This window comes from Pseudomonas sp. FYR_2 (assembly GCF_043106425.1).
Lineage (GTDB): Bacteria > Pseudomonadota > Gammaproteobacteria > Pseudomonadales > Pseudomonadaceae > Aquipseudomonas > Aquipseudomonas monteilii.
Genome location: NZ_JBICMM010000012.1, coordinates 408,030 through 423,813 on the forward strand (window position 1 = coordinate 408,030; position 15,784 = coordinate 423,813).

The 15,784-nt window shown below is 63.4% G+C and carries 17 protein-coding genes; 12 read left to right on the top strand and 5 right to left on the bottom strand.

The genetic code is table 11. The features are described 5' to 3' along the window. Positions 1-185: 185 nt before the first annotated feature. From rpoZ to ACF8R4_RS03780, 4 genes are read left to right on the top strand one after another with little or no spacing between them, the layout of a single operon-like run. A complete protein-coding gene (gene rpoZ, locus ACF8R4_RS03765) occupies positions 186-449 on the top strand; it encodes a DNA-directed RNA polymerase subunit omega (protein ID WP_003253383.1) in 264 nt (87 codons plus the stop codon). A 59-nt stretch (positions 450-508) separates the two neighbouring features. Beyond that, entirely contained in the window at positions 509-2,617 is a 2,109-nt protein-coding gene (gene spoT, locus ACF8R4_RS03770; RefSeq protein WP_060499673.1) for a bifunctional GTP diphosphokinase/guanosine-3',5'-bis pyrophosphate 3'-pyrophosphohydrolase, read from the top strand. Positions 2,618-2,640: 23 nt separating this feature from the next. Next, the gene (locus tag ACF8R4_RS03775; RefSeq protein WP_003253379.1) at positions 2,641-3,021 is read left to right on the top strand and encodes a RidA family protein; all 381 of its coding nucleotides are present in this window, start codon (positions 2,641-2,643) and stop codon (positions 3,019-3,021) included. A gap of 60 nt (positions 3,022-3,081) precedes the next feature. Beyond that, entirely contained in the window at positions 3,082-3,813 is a 732-nt protein-coding gene (locus ACF8R4_RS03780; RefSeq protein WP_060499674.1) for a hypothetical protein, read from the top strand. A gap of 129 nt (positions 3,814-3,942) precedes the next feature. Here the strand turns inward: ACF8R4_RS03780 and ACF8R4_RS03785 are convergent, their stop codons facing one another. Further along, positions 3,943-4,800, bottom strand: coding sequence for an SDR family oxidoreductase (locus tag ACF8R4_RS03785; RefSeq protein ID WP_060499675.1), 858 nt, complete (start codon positions 4,798-4,800; stop codon positions 3,943-3,945). A 189-nt stretch (positions 4,801-4,989) separates the two neighbouring features. On the opposite strand from ACF8R4_RS03785, the gene exbB reads away from it, so the two are divergent. From exbB to ACF8R4_RS03815, 6 genes are all read left to right on the top strand, one after another. Further along, positions 4,990-5,970, top strand: a complete 981-nt coding sequence (exbB, locus tag ACF8R4_RS03790; RefSeq protein ID WP_392491711.1) for a tonB-system energizer ExbB — start codon at positions 4,990-4,992, stop codon at positions 5,968-5,970. A gap of 3 nt (positions 5,971-5,973) precedes the next feature. Next, on the top strand, positions 5,974-6,402 hold the full coding sequence (exbD, locus tag ACF8R4_RS03795) for a TonB system transport protein ExbD (protein WP_003253367.1): 429 nt from the start codon (positions 5,974-5,976) through the stop codon (positions 6,400-6,402). Beyond that, positions 6,399-7,130, top strand: coding sequence for an energy transducer TonB (locus ACF8R4_RS03800; protein WP_060499677.1), 732 nt, complete (start codon positions 6,399-6,401; stop codon positions 7,128-7,130). The genes exbD and ACF8R4_RS03800 overlap by 4 nt, the downstream gene beginning before the upstream one ends. Before the next feature lie 94 nt (positions 7,131-7,224). Next, positions 7,225-8,151 (top strand): hydrogen peroxide-inducible genes activator, encoded by a 927-nt coding sequence (locus ACF8R4_RS03805; RefSeq protein WP_200928906.1) that lies wholly within the window; start codon positions 7,225-7,227, stop codon positions 8,149-8,151. A gap of 3 nt (positions 8,152-8,154) precedes the next feature. Then, on the top strand, positions 8,155-10,233 hold the full coding sequence (gene recG / locus ACF8R4_RS03810; protein ID WP_060499678.1) for an ATP-dependent DNA helicase RecG: 2,079 nt from the start codon (positions 8,155-8,157) through the stop codon (positions 10,231-10,233). 78 nt (positions 10,234-10,311) lie between these two features. Then, entirely contained in the window at positions 10,312-11,715 is a 1,404-nt protein-coding gene (locus tag ACF8R4_RS03815) for an aminoacyl-tRNA deacylase and HDOD domain-containing protein (protein ID WP_060499679.1), read from the top strand. 143 nt (positions 11,716-11,858) lie between these two features. Here the strand turns inward: ACF8R4_RS03815 and ACF8R4_RS03820 are convergent, their stop codons facing one another. The 4 genes from ACF8R4_RS03820 to ACF8R4_RS03835 form a co-directional block, all read right to left on the bottom strand. After that, positions 11,859-12,233, bottom strand: a complete 375-nt coding sequence (locus tag ACF8R4_RS03820; protein ID WP_104833737.1) for an SCP2 sterol-binding domain-containing protein — start codon at positions 12,231-12,233, stop codon at positions 11,859-11,861. Between the two features lie 148 nt (positions 12,234-12,381). After that, a complete protein-coding gene (locus ACF8R4_RS03825; protein ID WP_016712717.1) occupies positions 12,382-12,681 on the bottom strand; it encodes an HU family DNA-binding protein in 300 nt (99 codons plus the stop codon). Positions 12,682-12,868: 187 nt separating this feature from the next. Beyond that, a complete protein-coding gene (locus ACF8R4_RS03830) occupies positions 12,869-14,017 on the bottom strand; it encodes an NAD(P)/FAD-dependent oxidoreductase (RefSeq protein ID WP_060499681.1) in 1,149 nt (382 codons plus the stop codon). Between the two features lie 16 nt (positions 14,018-14,033). Then, positions 14,034-14,201 carry a rubredoxin gene (locus tag ACF8R4_RS03835; protein WP_003253349.1) on the bottom strand — a complete coding sequence of 56 codons (168 nt, stop codon included), beginning with the start codon at positions 14,199-14,201 and terminating at the stop codon, positions 14,034-14,036. Positions 14,202-14,330: 129 nt separating this feature from the next. Here ACF8R4_RS03835 and ACF8R4_RS03840 point away from each other — a divergent pair, with 129 nt between their 5' ends. Further along, positions 14,331-14,888 carry a chorismate lyase gene (locus ACF8R4_RS03840; RefSeq protein WP_200928907.1) on the top strand — a complete coding sequence of 186 codons (558 nt, stop codon included), beginning with the start codon at positions 14,331-14,333 and terminating at the stop codon, positions 14,886-14,888. After that, complete coding sequence (gene ubiA, locus ACF8R4_RS03845; protein WP_060499683.1) at positions 14,888-15,778, top strand: 4-hydroxybenzoate octaprenyltransferase; 891 nt, start codon at positions 14,888-14,890, stop codon at positions 15,776-15,778. The genes ACF8R4_RS03840 and ubiA overlap by 1 nt, the downstream gene beginning before the upstream one ends. Positions 15,779-15,784: the final 6 nt, after the last annotated feature.

The following is a 15,784-nucleotide window of genomic DNA, read 5'->3' on the forward strand; positions in this document are numbered from 1 at the left end:
AACCCGCCCCCACAGGGTGCGCGGTGCCTGTGGGAGCGGGTTTACCCGCGAAGAAGCAAACAGGGGCTTGAAGGTATCACCCGACAAAACAGCGCTTCCCTATTGGCTGGTGATTTTTTAAACTATCGAGTCCGCCTGCCCATTACTGGGCTGCACGCCCACCGCATTTGCTACTGAGGAAGACCATGGCCCGCGTAACTGTTGAAGACTGCCTGGAACACGTGGATAACCGCTTTGAGCTGGTCATGCTCTCGACCAAGCGCGCTCGCCAGCTGGCGACCGGCGGCAAAGAGCCACGCGTTGCGTGGGAAAACGACAAGCCAACCGTTGTTGCCCTGCGTGAAATCGCCGAAGGCATCGTCACCAACGAGTTCATCGCCGCTGAAGAGATCGTCACCGAGGATCCGGTGTTCGCCGCGTTCGAGGACGAGAACAACGAGGCTGTCTGATTGATGCCAGGTCGACGTCGCACGGCGCAAGGCCCTCTTCCTCCGCAGGAGGTGAACCCATGCCGGGTATAGAAGCCTTGGCCGAACGGCTGTCGACCTATCTTGGCCCCGAACAGGTCAACCTGGTCCGCCGCGCCTATTTCTACGCCGAACAGGCCCACGACGGGCAGCGCCGCCGCAGCGGCGAGCCCTACGTGACCCACCCGCTGGCCGTGGCCAGCATCCTCGCCGACATGCACATGGACCATCAGAGCCTGATGGCGGCCATGCTGCACGATGTGATCGAAGACACCGGCATCGCCAAGGAAGCCCTCAGCCAGCAATTTGGCGAGACCGTGGCCGAACTGGTCGATGGGGTCAGCAAACTGACCCAGATGAACTTCGAAACCAAGGCCGAGGCGCAGGCCGAAAACTTCCAGAAGATGGCCATGGCCATGGCTCGCGATATCCGCGTGATCCTGGTCAAGCTGGCCGACCGCCTGCACAACATGCGCACCCTGGAAGTGCTGTCTGGCGAAAAGCGCCGGCGCATTGCCAAGGAAACCCTCGAAATCTACGCCCCCATCGCCAACCGCCTGGGCATGCACACCGTGCGCGTGGAGTTCGAGGACCTGGGCTTCAAGGCCATGCACCCGATGCGCTCGTCGCTGATTCACCGGGCGGTGAAAAGCGCACGCGGCAACCGTAAAGAGATCGTCGCCAAGATCGAGCACTCGCTGGCCAACTGCCTGGCCGCCGACGGTATCGAGGGCGAGGTCAGCGGCCGGCAGAAACACCTCTATGGCATCTACAAGAAGATGCGCGGCAAGCGCCGCGCCTTCAACGAGATCATGGACGTGTACGCCTTCCGCATCATCGTCGACAAGGTCGACACCTGCTACCGCGTGCTCGGCGCCGTGCACAACCTGTACAAGCCGCTGCCCGGTCGCTTCAAGGACTACATCGCGATCCCCAAGGCCAACGGCTACCAGTCGTTGCACACCACGCTGTTCGGCATGCACGGCGTGCCCATCGAAATCCAGATCCGCACCCGAGAGATGGAAGAGATGGCCAACAACGGCATCGCCGCGCACTGGCTGTACAAGTCCAACGACGACGAGCAGCCCAAGGGCAGCCACGCCCGTGCCCGCCAGTGGGTCAAGGGCATCCTTGAACTGCAGCAACGTGCCGGCAACTCGCTGGAATTCATCGAAAGCGTGAAGATCGACCTGTTCCCGGACGAGGTCTACGTGTTCACGCCCAAAGGCCGCATCATGGAGCTGCCCAAAGGCTCCACGGCCGTCGACTTCGCCTACGCGGTCCACACCGACGTGGGCAACAGCTGCATCGCCTGCCGCATCAACCGCCGCCTGGCGCCGCTGTCCGAGCCGCTGCAAAGCGGCTCGACGGTGGAAATCGTCAGCGCACCGGGCGCACGGCCGAACCCGGCCTGGCTCAACTTCGTGGTCACCGGCAAGGCGCGCACGCACATCCGCCATGCCCTCAAGCAGCAGCGTCGGTCCGAGTCCATCAGCCTGGGCGAACGCCTGCTGAACAAGGTACTCACCGGCTTCGACAGCAGCCTGGAGAAAGTCCCCCAGGAGCGTATCCAGTCGATTCTCGCCGAGTACCGCCTGGAACTCATCGAAGACCTGCTCGAAGACATCGGCCTGGGCAACCGCATGGCCTACGTGGTTGCACGTCGCCTGCTGTCGGCCGAAGGCGAGCAGTTGCCAGCGCCGGAAGGCCCGCTGGCGATTCGTGGTACCGAAGGCCTGGTGCTGAGCTACGCCAAGTGCTGTACGCCGATCCCGGGTGACCCGATCGTCGGCCACCTGTCGGCTGGCAAAGGCATGGTCGTGCACCTTGAGAACTGCCGCAACATCAGTGAAATCCGCCACAACCCGGAGAAGTGCGTGCAACTCTCCTGGGCCAAGGACATCACGGGCGAGTTCAATGTCGAACTGCGTGTCGAACTGGAGCACCAGCGCGGCCTGATCGCCCTGCTGGCCAGCAGCGTCAACGCCGCCGACGGCAACATAGAGAAGATCAGCATGGACGAACGCGACGGCCGTATCAGCGTGGTCCAACTGGTGGTCAGCGTGCACGACCGCGTGCACCTGGCGCGTGTGATCAAGAAGCTGCGTACCCTGACCGGTGTGGTCCGCATCACCCGCATGCGTACGTAGTCCGCCAACCGCAAGGAGTCATCATGAGCAAGACCGTCATCAACAGCGACAAGGCCCCAGCTGCCATCGGCACCTACTCGCAGGCGATCAAGGCCGGCAACACCGTGTACATGTCGGGCCAGATCCCGCTGGACCCGAAGACCATGGAGCTGGTTGAAGGCTTCGAAGCCCAGACCGTGCAAGTGTTCGAAAACCTCAAGGCCGTGGCTGAAGCCGCTGGCGGTTCGTTCAAGGACATCGTCAAGCTGAACATCTTCCTCACCGACCTGAGCCACTTCGCCAAGGTCAACGAGGTGATGGGCCGCTACTTCGAGCAGCCCTACCCGGCCCGCGCCGCCATCGGCGTTGCCGCTCTGCCGAAAGGCTCCCAGGTCGAAATGGACGCCATCCTGGTCATCGAATGATGCCCCTGGTGACGAGCGCCCTGCCCGTCACCCCTCCCTCTTCTGCAAGGTTATTCCCTCATGCGTCAAGCACTGCCCTTCGCACTGGCAGCCCTGCTTCTGGGCGGCTGCGCCAGCCACAAACCCGAAGACTTCAACGGCACCTGGATCAACCAGGACGCCATCACTGCGGCCGTCAAGGGCAGCAGCCTGCGCCAGGCGCTGAACGAGCACGGCCCGGTGTTCGAGTGGAAACTCGACGTTGCCAGCCAACAGGCCAGCTACAGCAATGGTTTCGAGGCCGCTGACGGCCAGTTGAGCGCCAACGACAAGCAGTGGCAGGCCAACTTCGAAGGTGGCCAGACCGAGCAGTTGTCGCTTGATGGCGATGAACTGCTGACCGTTGATCAAAGCGGAGCCAAGCAGACCTTCGTACGCGCCAAGGCACCGGCTACCGCCAATGCCCCGCTGGGTAGCAGCTTCGAGAAGGCGCTGTACCAGGCCTACCTGGGCGGCGACTGGAAGATCACCGAAGGCCAGGGCAAAGGTGCCAGCGTGCGCTTCAGCGACACCGGCAACGTCACCGGCCTGCCAGGGCCAGACCGTTTCGCCCTGTGCCTGGCGGGCGATTGCGCGACCATGGGCGGCAGCAATGACAGCCTGTGGCTGGAGCGTAACCAGCGTGGTGCACCGTTCATCATCAAGCGTGATGGCGGCAAGCTGGAGATTTTCCAGGCGGTGAACCGTGCGCAGCCGGATGACATGCCGGAGCTGGCGGCGGGCAAGCGCCAGTGGGTGCTGGAGCTCAACTGAGCCCTAATGCATTTGCACTGAATGCACTGGCCTCTTCGCGGGTAAACCCGCTCCCACAGGGTAATCACTGTCTTCAGGCCTTGTGATATCCCTGTGGGAGCGGGTTTACCGGCGAAGAGGCCGGCAGACTCAACGCCCTCCTTTCAGGATGGCTGCATACCCTTCCTTGTAACTCGGATATTCCGGCACCCAGCCCAACGCTCGCGCCCGGGCATTGCTACAGCGCTTGCTGCCGGTACGCCGCACCCGCTGCTCATCAGACCATTCGGTAACCCCCATGTATGCCCGCAGCCAGGCCACCACATCGGCCAGCGGAGCCGGGTCGTCATCGACGCCAATGTAACAGTCGTCCAGCGCCTTGCCGTCGGCATCGGCCTGCAGCAGGTGCGCCAGCAGGCTGGCAGCATCCTCGGCATGAATGCGGTTGCCATACAGCGGCGGCTCCTCGGCGACGCGGTAACCCTGGCGCACCTGGCTCAGCAGCCACTCGCGGCCTGGGCCATAGATGCCGGTCAGGCGCACCACACTTGCCGGAATGCCGCTGGCCAGCGCCAGCTGCTCGGCCTCAAGCATCACCCGCCCGGAATAACCTTCAGGCTCGGTGGCCGCACCTTCTTCGATCCATTCACCGTCTTTTTGGGCATACACGCTGCTGCTCGATACAAACAGCAGGCGACGCGGGTGCTGGCCTCGCTCGGCCAGCCACGCCAGCACATGGCGCAAGCCGTCGACGTAGGCCGCCTGGTAACCTGCCTCGTCGTGCTGGCTGGCCGCCACGCAGTACACAAGGTAGTCCAGCGAACCCTGCGGCCAGGCTTGCGGAATCGACGGCTCGGCCAGGTCGGCGGCAACCGGCGCGATCCCCGCAGGCAGTTGCCCGACAGAACGGCGCAGGCCGCTTACCTGCCAGCCTTTGGCCAGCATCTGTTTGGCAAAACGCCCGCCTACATCACCACATCCCACCACCATCACGGATAGGTCTGACATCACAAAACTCCCTAGACCAATTGATCACCCCGGCCACGCTACACGATGGGCGGCTAGACCATAGGCGAAAAAAGCAACAAGATTACTTTTGTTAACAAGAATTACTTGCAATAATGGCGGCCAATTTGTTCTCGGCCTATCTCGAGGCCTTGGAGAACGTCCACTTTTTCTTCATCAGGTCCGGCCAGCATGACACGCACTCAACCTTCCGCTTCGCCAACCCCGTCGCGCGCCTGGCGCGCCATCGCCGCGCTGACACTCAGCCTGGTGCTGGCCCCGGTGGCCATGGCCGATGAGCCAACCGCCAATGCCGCTACACCAGCCGCTGCTTCCGCCCCGGCTACTCCAGCGACACCGGCTGTGGAAGGCCAGGCTCCCGCTGGCGAAGCACAAGCTGCCGCCCCGGCAGATTCGCAGGTAGTGGTTGATCCCGCTACCGATGCACTGGTTGAAGACACGTCCCTGGGCATGGCCCACGACCTGTCCCCGTGGGGCATGTACAAAAACGCCGACATCGTGGTGAAGATCGTCATGATCGGCCTGGCTATCGCCTCCATCATCACCTGGACCATCTGGATCGCCAAAGGCTTCGAGCTGATGGGCGCCAAACGTCGCCTGCGTGGTGAGATCGCCCAGCTGAAGAAGTCCACCACCCTGAAAGAAGCCAGCGAAGTCTCCAACAAAGAAGGCACCCTGGCCCACACGTTGGTTCACGACGCCCTCGAAGAAATGCGCCTGTCGGCCAACGCCCGCGAAAAAGAAGGCATCAAGGAGCGTGTCAGCTTCCGCCTGGAGCGCCTCGTGCATGCCAGCGGCCGTACCATGAGCACCGGCACCGGCGTACTGGCCACCATCGGCTCCACCGCGCCGTTCGTCGGCCTGTTCGGTACCGTATGGGGCATCATGAACAGCTTCATCGGCATCGCCAAGACCCAGACCACCAACCTGGCCGTGGTTGCCCCAGGTATCGCCGAAGCCTTGCTGGCCACCGCCCTGGGCCTGGTCGCAGCAATCCCGGCCGTGGTCATCTACAACGTCTTCGCCCGCTCCATCGCTGGCTACAAGGCCCAGGTGTCCGACGCCTCCGCTCAGGTACTGCTGCTGGTCAGCCGTGACTTGGACCGCCAGGGCAGCGATCGCGCCGCCCCGCACATGGTGAAAGTGGGGTAAGCCATGGGCCTGCATCTCAACGAAGGTGGCGACGACCTCGCCGAAAACCACGAAATCAACGTTACGCCGTTCATCGACGTGATGCTGGTGCTGTTGATCATCTTCATGGTCGCAGCCCCCTTGGCCACGGTCGACATCAAGGTCGACCTGCCGGCCTCGACCGCCAAACCGGCGCCGAGGCCCGAGAAACCGGTGTTCGTCAGCGTCAAGGCCGACCAGAAGCTGTACGTCGGCGACGATCAGGTTGCTGCACCCGACCAGCTTGGCCCGATGCTCGACGCCAAGACCAAGGGTGACAAGGAAACCACCATCTTCTTCCAGGCTGACAAAGGCGTGGATTACGGTGACCTGATGGAAGTGATGAACAACATGCGCGCGGCCGGCTACCTCAAGGTCGGTCTGGTAGGTCTAGAGACGGCAGCCAAGAAATGACAAAAACGCGCTCTAACATGGCGCGCTACGGTGGCAGCCTGGCGATCGTGCTGGGCGTGCACGTGGTCGCCGTGCTGCTGACGCTCAACTGGTCGGTGCCCCAGGCCATCGAACTGCCACCGGCAGCCATGATGGTCGAGCTGGCGCCATTGCCGGAGCCTGCGCCACCACCGCCCCCGAAAGCGGCACCGCAGCCACCGGCACCGGTCGAGGAACCGCCGCTGCCGAAGCTGGCCGAGGCCCCCAAGCCCAAGATCGCCATTCCCAAGCCGCCCAAGCCGAAGGCCAAGCCACAGCCGCCCAAGCCTGAGAAAAAGCCTGAGCCGCCGAAGGAAGCGCCGCCGACCGAACAAACGGTAGACGCACCGCCCAGCAACACGCCGCCGCAGAAGTCCGCGGCACCGGCGCCGAGCATTGCGTCCAACAGCAACGCCCTGCCGACCTGGCAGAGCGACCTGCTGCGTCACCTGGCCAAGTACAAGCGTTACCCGGAAGACGCGCGCCGTCGCGGCCTGCAGGGTATCAACCGCTTGCGCTTCGTGGTCGACGCCGAAGGCAAGGTGGTGTCGTACGCCATGGCCGGTGGTTCGGGCAGTGCCGCACTGGACCGGGCGACCCTGGAAATGATCCGTCGGGCCGGCACGGTACCCAAGCCGCCACCCGAGTTGCTGAACAATGGCACGATTGAAGTCGTGGCACCGTTCGTCTACTCGCTGGACCGCCGCTGAGACTTTTGTTTCTGTCACAAATCGGCAAGTCTGATAACGTGCGTCTATCGATTGCAGCCGCTATGCTGGGCCCGCAACTTCATGGACGCACGTTATGACCCTCACAGAATTACGCTACATCGTCACACTCGCCCAGGAACAGCACTTCGGCCATGCCGCCGAACGCTGCCACGTGAGCCAGCCGACCCTGTCGGTCGGTGTGAAGAAGCTCGAGGATGAGCTTGGCGTTCTGATCTTCGAACGCAGCAAGAGCGCGGTGCGCCTGACCCCGGTCGGTGAAAGCATCGTCGCCCAGGCGCAGAAGGTACTGGAGCAGGCCCAAGGCATTCGCGAACTGGCCCAGGCCGGCAAGAACCAGCTCACTGCCCCGCTCAAGGTTGGCGCCATCTATACCGTCGGCCCCTACCTGTTCCCGCACCTGATTCCGCAACTGCACCGCGTAGCGCCGCAGATGCCGCTGTACATCGAAGAAAACTTCACCCACGTACTGCGCGAAAAGCTGCGCAATGGCGAACTGGACGCGGTGATCATCGCCCTGCCATTCAACGAAGCCGACGTGCTGACCCTGCCGCTGTACGATGAGCCGTTCTGCGCCCTGATGCCGGCCGACCACCCGTGGACGGCGAAAAAGACCATCGACACCGCCATGCTCAACGACAAGAGCCTGTTGCTGCTGGGTGAGGGCCACTGCTTCCGCGACCAGGTACTGGAAGCCTGCCCGACCCTGAACAAAGGTGGTGAAGGCTCCAAGCACACTACGGTCGAGTCCAGCTCGCTGGAAACCATCCGCCATATGGTGGCATCAGGCCTTGGCGTTTCGATCCTGCCGCTGTCGGCGGTGCACAGCCACCACTACGCCCCTGGCATCATCGAGGTCCGCCCGCTGACAGCGCCGGCGCCGTTCCGCACCGTCGCCATTGCCTGGCGTGCCAGCTTCCCGCGGCCAAAGGCCATCGAAATCCTCGCTGATTCGATCCGCCTGTGCTCGGTCGCCAAAGCCCCTGCGGACCAACCGGCCTGAGTCATGAGTGAGCTGTCGAAGGTCCCGGTCACGGTACTCAAGGGTGTTGGCGAGGCCATGGCGGAAAAACTCGCCAAGGTCGGCCTGGAGAACCTGCAGGATGTGCTGTTCCACCTGCCCCTGCGCTATCAGGACCGCACCCGCGTGGTTCCGATTGGCCAGTTGCGCCCCGGCCAGGATGCCGTGATCGAGGGTGTGGTCAGCGGTGCCGATGTGACCATGGGCAAGCGCCGCAGCCTGGTGGTACGCCTGGGTGACGGCACAGGTGTGCTGAGCCTGCGCTTCTACCATTTCAGCAACGCGCAGAAAGAAGGCCTTAAACGTGGCACCCACCTGCGCTGCTACGGCGAGGCCCGCCCCGGCGCCTCGGGCCTGGAGATCTACCACCCGGAATACCGGGCGCTGAATGGTGACGAGCCGCCGCCACCGGTCGAGCAGACCCTGACACCGATCTACCCGTCCACCGAAGGCCTCACCCAACAACGCCTGCGCCTGTTGTGCCAGCAGAGCCTGGGCCTGCTTGGCCCGCGCAGCCTGCCTGACTGGCTGCCTGACGAGCTGGCCCGGGACTACCAACTGGCGCCGCTGGACGATGCCATCCGCTACCTGCACAACCCGCCGGCCGATGCCGACCTCGACGAGCTCGCCGAAGGCCAGCACTGGGCCCAGCACCGCCTGGCCTTCGAAGAACTGCTGACCCACCAGCTGTCGCAGCAACGCCTGCGTGAAAGCCTGCGTAGCCTGCGCGCACCGGTCCTGCCCAAGGCCAAACGCCTGCAAGCGCAGTACCTGGCCAACCTGGGCTTCCACCCGACCGGCGCGCAGCAGCGGGTGGCCAACGAAATTGCCTACGACCTCAGCCAGCACGAACCGATGATGCGCCTGGTGCAGGGCGATGTGGGGGCAGGCAAGACCGTGGTCGCCGCACTGGCCGCGTTGCAGGCGTTGGAAGCCGGCTATCAGGTGGCCTTGATGGCACCCACCGAGATCCTTGCCGAACAGCACTACATCACCTTCAAGCGCTGGCTCGAACCACTGGGCATCGAAGTGGCCTGGCTGGCCGGCAAGCTCAAGGGCAAGGCTCGGGCAGCTTCCCTGGAGCAGATCGCCAACGGCGCACCGATGGTGGTCGGCACCCACGCGCTGTTCCAGGAAGAGGTGAAGTTCAAGCACCTGGCCCTGGCGATCATCGACGAACAGCACCGATTTGGCGTTCAGCAACGCCTGGCCTTGCGCAAGAAGGGCGTGGCCGGCGAGCTGTGCCCGCACCAGCTGATCATGACCGCAACGCCTATTCCGCGCACCCTGGCCATGAGCGCCTACGCCGACCTGGACACCTCGGTGCTCGACGAGCTGCCGCCTGGGCGTACCCCGGTGAACACCGTGCTGGTAGCCGATAGCCGCCGCTTCGAAGTGGTCGAACGGGTACGCGCCGCCTGCGCCGAGGGCCGTCAGGCTTACTGGGTTTGCACCCTCATCGAAGAGTCTGAAGAGCTGACCTGCCAAGCAGCCGAAAGCACCTATGAAGAACTTGGCAGCGCCTTGGGTGAACTGCGTGTGGGCCTGATCCACGGTCGCATGAAGCCTGCGGAGAAAGCCGAGATCATGGCGCAGTTCAAGGCCGGTGATTTGCAGCTGCTGGTTGCGACCACGGTCATCGAGGTAGGCGTGGACGTGCCCAACGCCAGCCTGATGATCATCGAGAACCCCGAGCGCCTTGGCTTGGCCCAGTTGCACCAGCTGCGCGGCCGGGTTGGCCGGGGCAGTGCCGTGAGCCATTGCGTGCTGCTGTACCACCCGCCACTGTCGCAGATCGGCCGCGAGCGCCTGGGGATCATGCGCGAGACCAACGACGGCTTCATCATCGCCGAAAAGGACCTAGAGCTGCGCGGCCCGGGCGAGATGCTGGGGACCCGCCAGACCGGCCTGCTACAGTTCAAGGTCGCCGACCTGATGCGTGACGCCGACCTGTTGCCAGCGGTGCGCGACGCCGCCCAGGCCCTGATCGCGCGCTGGCCGGAACACGTCAGCCCGCTGCTCGACCGTTGGCTGCGTCATGGCCAGCAATATGGCCAAGTGTGACGCCAGTACCAGAATGGATCCAGATTTGCTCGCAGGCTGGTTATACTTCGCGTTTAAAAGAAACAGTGGATACGGACCATGACTGAAGTTGCCCTGGACACCGCAACCCCACACGCACCCTCTGTCATCAGGCGGCTGCTCGACAAGCTCGGCGTCGCCTACCGCGAGGTGACCGAGCACCCGCACCTTCCTGCGGCTTCGCGGGTGCAGGCAGTGCTTCTCGACGACGAGGTCGGCGCCCTCATGGTGCTGTTCCCGCAGAGCCAACTGCTGGACCTCAACCGCCTGGCCGAACTGACCGGGCGCAAGCTCACCGCCGTGTCGGTGCCGCGCCTGAAGCAGATGCTCGACAAACACCAGCTCAAGGCCCTGCCAGGCATTCCGGCGCTGACCAGCTCACCGTGCCAGTACGAGAAGAGCCTGCTCGACGCCGAAACCGTCTATATCCAGTCGGGCGAAACCGGCCTGCTGCTGGAAATCGAACGCGCGCACTTCAAGCGCATGCTGGCCAAAGCCAGCGCCAGCAGCTTCGGCCAGGAAGTCGAGGCCATCAGCCCAAACCTCGACCGCCCCGATGACGACACCCGGGAAATCACCAATGCCGTGCAGGCCTTCACGGCCCGACGCATCCAGAAGCGCCTGGAAGAAACCATCGAGATCCCACCGCTGGCCGATACCGCGCAAAAGATCATCAAGCTGCGGGTAGACCCCAACGCCAGCATCGATGACATCACCGGCGTGGTCGAAACCGACCCGGCGCTGGCGGCCCAAGTGGTGAGCTGGGCGGCATCGCCGTACTACGCCTCACCCGGCAAGATCCGCTCGGTGGAAGATGCCATCGTGCGCGTGCTGGGCTTCGACCTGGTGATCAACCTGGCCCTGGGCCTGGCGCTGGGCAAGACCCTGAGCCTGCCTAAAGACCACCCGCAGCAGGCCACACCGTACTGGCAGCAGTCGATCTACACCGCTGCAATCATCGAAGGCCTGACCCGTGCCATGCCGAGGGCAGAACGCCCCGAGGCCGGGCTTACCTACCTGGCCGGGCTGCTGCACAACTTCGGCTACCTGCTGCTGGCACACGTGTTCCCACCGCACTTTTCGCTGATTTGCCGCCACCTGGAGGTAAACCCGCACCTGAGCCACACCTACGTGGAGCAGCACCTGCTGGGCATCAGCCGCGAACAAATCGGCGCCTGGCTGATGAAGCTGTGGGACATGCCGGAAGAGCTGTCGACCGCGCTGCGTTTCCAGCACGACCCGGCCTACGACGGCGAGTACTCGGCATTCCCCAACCTGGTGTGCCTGGCCACCCGTTTGCTGCGCTCGCGAGGCATTGGTTCGGGGCCGATGGAGGAGATCCCGGACGCGTTGCTGGAGCGCCTGGGGATTACCCGGGACAAGGCGGAGGATGTGGTGAACAAGGTACTCGAGGCCGAGAACATGTTGCGCGAACTGGCTTCGCAGTTTCACGCACCGCACTGAGGCTTGTCAGGAACCCTGTGGGAGCGGGCTTGCCCGCGAAACAAGCGCTGCGGTGCATGGCACCGGCTTCGCCGGTGTTCGCGGCGGTTCGACGCCTCGACAAGCCCGCTCCCACAGGTAAGTATTGGCAGCCCAGTTGAGGCTCAGCCTTTCTTCTTCGGCTTCAGGTACTTCATCAACCCCTGGAACCACATCACCAGCGCCGGATTGCCCTTGATCTGGATGTGCTTGTCCTGAATCCCCTGCATGAACGCCAATTGCTTGTTGCCCGCTTGCATCGTGGCGAAGCCAAAGGCTGCGTCCTTGAACGCAATGGCGAAAGCTGGCTGTGCGTGCGCCCCGCCCTTACTGCTGATGCGCTCGTTATTGACGATGAAGTGCCGGGCGACCTTGCCGTCCAGGGTCTGCATCTGGAACACCAGGTCCTTGCCCTTGAGCTGCTGCTGGAACGCCGGGTTATTGCGGCTGGCCCTGGCCATCAACAGCCCCATGGCCCAGAGAAGAAAGCGAAACTTCATCAACGCGCCTCGAATGAAAAGTGACTAAGGCGCGCAGTTTATCCCTTTCCTGAACTAATTATGCAAGTTCGAAACATTTTGCCTGCAGAAAGCACAACGGGCGCCCTGGGGCGCCCGTTTGGCTGACACGGGGGTTGTCAGGGAGCGATCACTTGCCTTTCTTGGCTGGCTTGACGGGGGCGTTGACGCTGTCGCGCAGGTTCTTGCCTGGCTTGAAGGCCACGGTGTTGCTGGCTTTGATCTTGACCGGCTCGCCGGTTTGCGGGTTCTTGCCGGTACGCGCGCCGCGATGACGTTTTTCGAAGGTGCCGAAACCGACCAGGGTCACGGTGTCCTTGTCCAGGGCGCCGGTGATGCTGTCGAGAATCGCGTTCAAAACCTGATTGGCCTTTTCCTTGGTCAGATCGGCCTTATCGGCGATGACGGCGGCGAGTTCTGGTTTGCGCATAGTGAAGCCTCTTTGACGGAATTCTTGTTGTTATGCCGTGCTGCCTTTGGGAGCAGCGCTCAAGGCACCGCAGGCTCTAATCTGCGGCAGACGGAAGTGAGAATGGCACGAGCTCCGGGGCCGCGCCAGTATCTGGGCGGCCATTGTGCGGGCAACAACAGGATAAATCCGACAGAACAGCCTCTATTTACGCCATTATGGCTGGCAACTGACGATTCAGCGCCAGCTTCTCCATCACGGCTTTCCCGGTCAGGGCGTAGCCCAGCAAGTTGCCGTCTGCGCCGTGGCAGAGCACCTTGAGGTCACTGCCCTGACCGTCCACCTGCCAAGTACCTTCGTGGCCCATGGGCGGCGGCGAAACCACCAGCGGGCAGGCCGGGGTTTTTACCGTGATCGGCATCGGCCCATAGGCGACCGCCGTCGGCTTGCCGGCAAGGGTTTGCGCCAGCGCCCGGGCACAGCTCATCAGTGGCATCACGTAGAGCAGGTTGATGCCATCGACCTCGGCACAGTCGCCGAGGGCGAAGATGTTGGCGTGGGATGTACGTAATTCGCGGTCTACGCTGACGCCACGGTTGGTCTGCAAGCCGGCTGCGGCAGCCAGGTCGGTGCGCGGGCGAAGGCCGATGGCCGAAACCACCAGGTCGCAGGCGATCACGCTGCCATCCGACAGGTGCGCCTCCAGGCCTTGGGCCACCTGCTGCAAGCGGGTCAGCACCGGGCCCAGGTGGAAGCGCACGCCCAAGCCTTCCAGCCCGGTTTGCACGGCCGCCGCTGCGGCCGGGTGCAACAGGGTTGGCATCACTTGCTCACATGGCGCCACGACCTCCACCTGGAAGCCACCCAGGCTCATGTCGTTGGCAAACTCGCAGCCGATCAGGCCGGCACCGAGAATCAGCACGCGCTGCTTGCCGACAGCGGCAGCACGGAAGCGCGCGTAGTCTTCGAGGTCGTTGATCGGGAACACCAGATGGCTGCCGTCGCCTTCGATCGGCACCTGCACGGTCTGCGCGCCCCAGGCCAGCACCAGATCGCGGTACTCCACGGCCTCTTCGCCGATCCACAGGCGCTTGTGGCCTGGGTCGATGCCGCTGATACGGGTATGGGTGCGGATCTCGGCATTCAGCTGTTCGGCCATTGCGCCTGGCTCGGCCATGACCAGGCCGTCGGCCTCTTTCTGCTTGGCAAAGCCCATGGAGAGCATGGGCTTGGAGTAGGAACGACCATCGTCGGCGGTGATCAGCAGCAACGGCGTCTGCGTATCGAGCTTGCGAAATTCACGCGCCAGGTTGTAACCCGCAAGGCCGGTACCGATGATTACCACAGGGGACGTCATGTCGTGCTTTCCTCGATTAGCCGATGGAGATCATTTCAAAGTCGCTTTTGCCAACCCCGCAGTCAGGGCACAGCCAGTCTTCAGGCACATCTTCCCAACGGGTGCCGGGGGCGATGCCGTCGTCGGGCCAGCCTTCGGCTTCGTCGTAGATCAGGCCACAGACAATACATTGCCACTTTTTCATCAGGTCTTTTCCTTGGTGGAACTCAGGCTTTATCGGGCCGGTCTTTGGCCCTGCTTCCATGCATTATGCAAGCAGTCAGGGCAATCATGCTAAGCTCGCCGCCTCTCTGGTTGTAACAAGCAGACCGACGTGTCGTACGAATCCCCGCAAGCAGCCGCTGTCGCGTGGCTGCCGTATTCACAGCTGGCGACCGGCATCGACCAGCCCACCCTTGACTGGCTGTTCGACGAGGGCTCACTGACTCGCCGCCTGACCCGCCTCTCCGACGATCACTTCTCCGTCACCCCGCTGTTCGAGGGCTGGCAGCCACTGCGCGATGACGAATGCCAGGCGCTGGGCATTGCCGCTGGTGCCGAAGGCTGGGTGCGCGAGGTGTACCTGCGTGGCCATGGCCAACCTTGGGTGTTCGCCCGCAGCGTCGCCAGCCGCAGCGCCCTGGAGCGCGGCGGGCTGGACCTGGAAACCCTGGGCAGCCGCTCGCTGGGCGAATTGCTGTTCTGCGACCAGGCGTTCATCCGCCACCCGATTGAAGTGTGCAGTTATCCACAGGCCTGGCTGCCGACCGAAGCCACCCGCGCAGCACTGTGGGGCCGCCGCTCGCGCTTCGAACGGGGCGGACTGGACCTGCTGGTGGCAGAAGTGTTCCTGCCAGCATTGTGGCAAGCGGCCAAGGAGGAAAACCGCTGATGTACCTGCAACTGCTCAAGTCGCTGAACCGCCTGCACCCGCGAGCCTGGGACTTCGTCCAGCTCAGCCGCATGGACCGGCCGATCGGTATCTACCTGCTGCTGTGGCCAACCCTGTCGGCGGTGTGGATTGCCGGCAACGGTTCACCTACCGTGGCCAATGTGCTGATCTTCGGCCTCGGCGTGGTGCTGATGCGCGCTGCGGGCTGCTGCATCAACGATTTCGCCGACCGTAAGGTGGATGGCCACGTCAAGCGCACTGCCGACCGGCCTCTGGCCAGTGGCCGAGTAAGGCCACGCGAAGCGCTGGCGCTGTTCGCCATCCTGGTCGGGGTCAGCTTCCTGCTGGTGCTGTGCACCAACAGCCGCACGGTATGGCTGTCGTTCGGCGCGGTGGCGCTGGCGTTCTGCTACCCGTTCATGAAGCGCTACACCTATTACCCGCAGGTGGTGCTGGGGGCGGCGTACTCCTGGGGCATCCCCATGGCGTTCACGGCAGCGGGGGGCGAACTGCCGGCCAGCGCGTGGCTGCTGTATATCGCCAACCTGCTGTGGACGGTGGGTTATGACACCTACTACGCCATGGTGGACCGCGATGACGACCTGAAAATTGGCGTGAAGTCGACTGCGATCCTGTTTGGCGACGCCGATCGCACCATCATCCTGACCTTGCAGCTGCTGTCGCTGGGCTGCCTGTTGCTGGCGGGTAGCCGCTTCGACCTGGGGGGCTGGTTCCACCTGGGGCTGCTGGGGGCTGCTGCGTGCTTTGCGTGGGAGTACTGGTCGACGCGCAAGCTGGACCGGGAGTCGTGCTTCAAGGCGTTTCTGCACAACCACTGGGCGGGGTTGCTGGTGTTCATTGGCGTAGTGCTGGATTACACGTTGCGTTAAAGCTGA

Coding starts and splice junctions, on each gene's coding strand:
- rpoZ (WP_003253383.1), top strand. CDS start 186: ATGGCCCGCGTAACTGTTGAAGACTGCCTGGAACACGTGGATAACCGC.
- spoT (WP_060499673.1), top strand. CDS start 509: ATGCCGGGTATAGAAGCCTTGGCCGAACGGCTGTCGACCTATCTTGGC.
- ACF8R4_RS03775 (WP_003253379.1), top strand. CDS start 2,641: ATGAGCAAGACCGTCATCAACAGCGACAAGGCCCCAGCTGCCATCGGC.
- ACF8R4_RS03780 (WP_060499674.1), top strand. CDS start 3,082: ATGCGTCAAGCACTGCCCTTCGCACTGGCAGCCCTGCTTCTGGGCGGC.
- ACF8R4_RS03785 (WP_060499675.1), bottom strand. CDS start 4,800: ATGTCAGACCTATCCGTGATGGTGGTGGGATGTGGTGATGTAGGCGGG.
- exbB (WP_392491711.1), top strand. CDS start 4,990: ATGACACGCACTCAACCTTCCGCTTCGCCAACCCCGTCGCGCGCCTGG.
- exbD (WP_003253367.1), top strand. CDS start 5,974: ATGGGCCTGCATCTCAACGAAGGTGGCGACGACCTCGCCGAAAACCAC.
- ACF8R4_RS03800 (WP_060499677.1), top strand. CDS start 6,399: ATGACAAAAACGCGCTCTAACATGGCGCGCTACGGTGGCAGCCTGGCG.
- ACF8R4_RS03805 (WP_200928906.1), top strand. CDS start 7,225: ATGACCCTCACAGAATTACGCTACATCGTCACACTCGCCCAGGAACAG.
- recG (WP_060499678.1), top strand. CDS start 8,155: ATGAGTGAGCTGTCGAAGGTCCCGGTCACGGTACTCAAGGGTGTTGGC.
- ACF8R4_RS03815 (WP_060499679.1), top strand. CDS start 10,312: ATGACTGAAGTTGCCCTGGACACCGCAACCCCACACGCACCCTCTGTC.
- ACF8R4_RS03820 (WP_104833737.1), bottom strand. CDS start 12,233: ATGAAGTTTCGCTTTCTTCTCTGGGCCATGGGGCTGTTGATGGCCAGG.
- ACF8R4_RS03825 (WP_016712717.1), bottom strand. CDS start 12,681: ATGCGCAAACCAGAACTCGCCGCCGTCATCGCCGATAAGGCCGATCTG.
- ACF8R4_RS03830 (WP_060499681.1), bottom strand. CDS start 14,017: ATGACGTCCCCTGTGGTAATCATCGGTACCGGCCTTGCGGGTTACAAC.
- ACF8R4_RS03835 (WP_003253349.1), bottom strand. CDS start 14,201: ATGAAAAAGTGGCAATGTATTGTCTGTGGCCTGATCTACGACGAAGCC.
- ubiA (WP_060499683.1), top strand. CDS start 14,888: ATGTACCTGCAACTGCTCAAGTCGCTGAACCGCCTGCACCCGCGAGCC.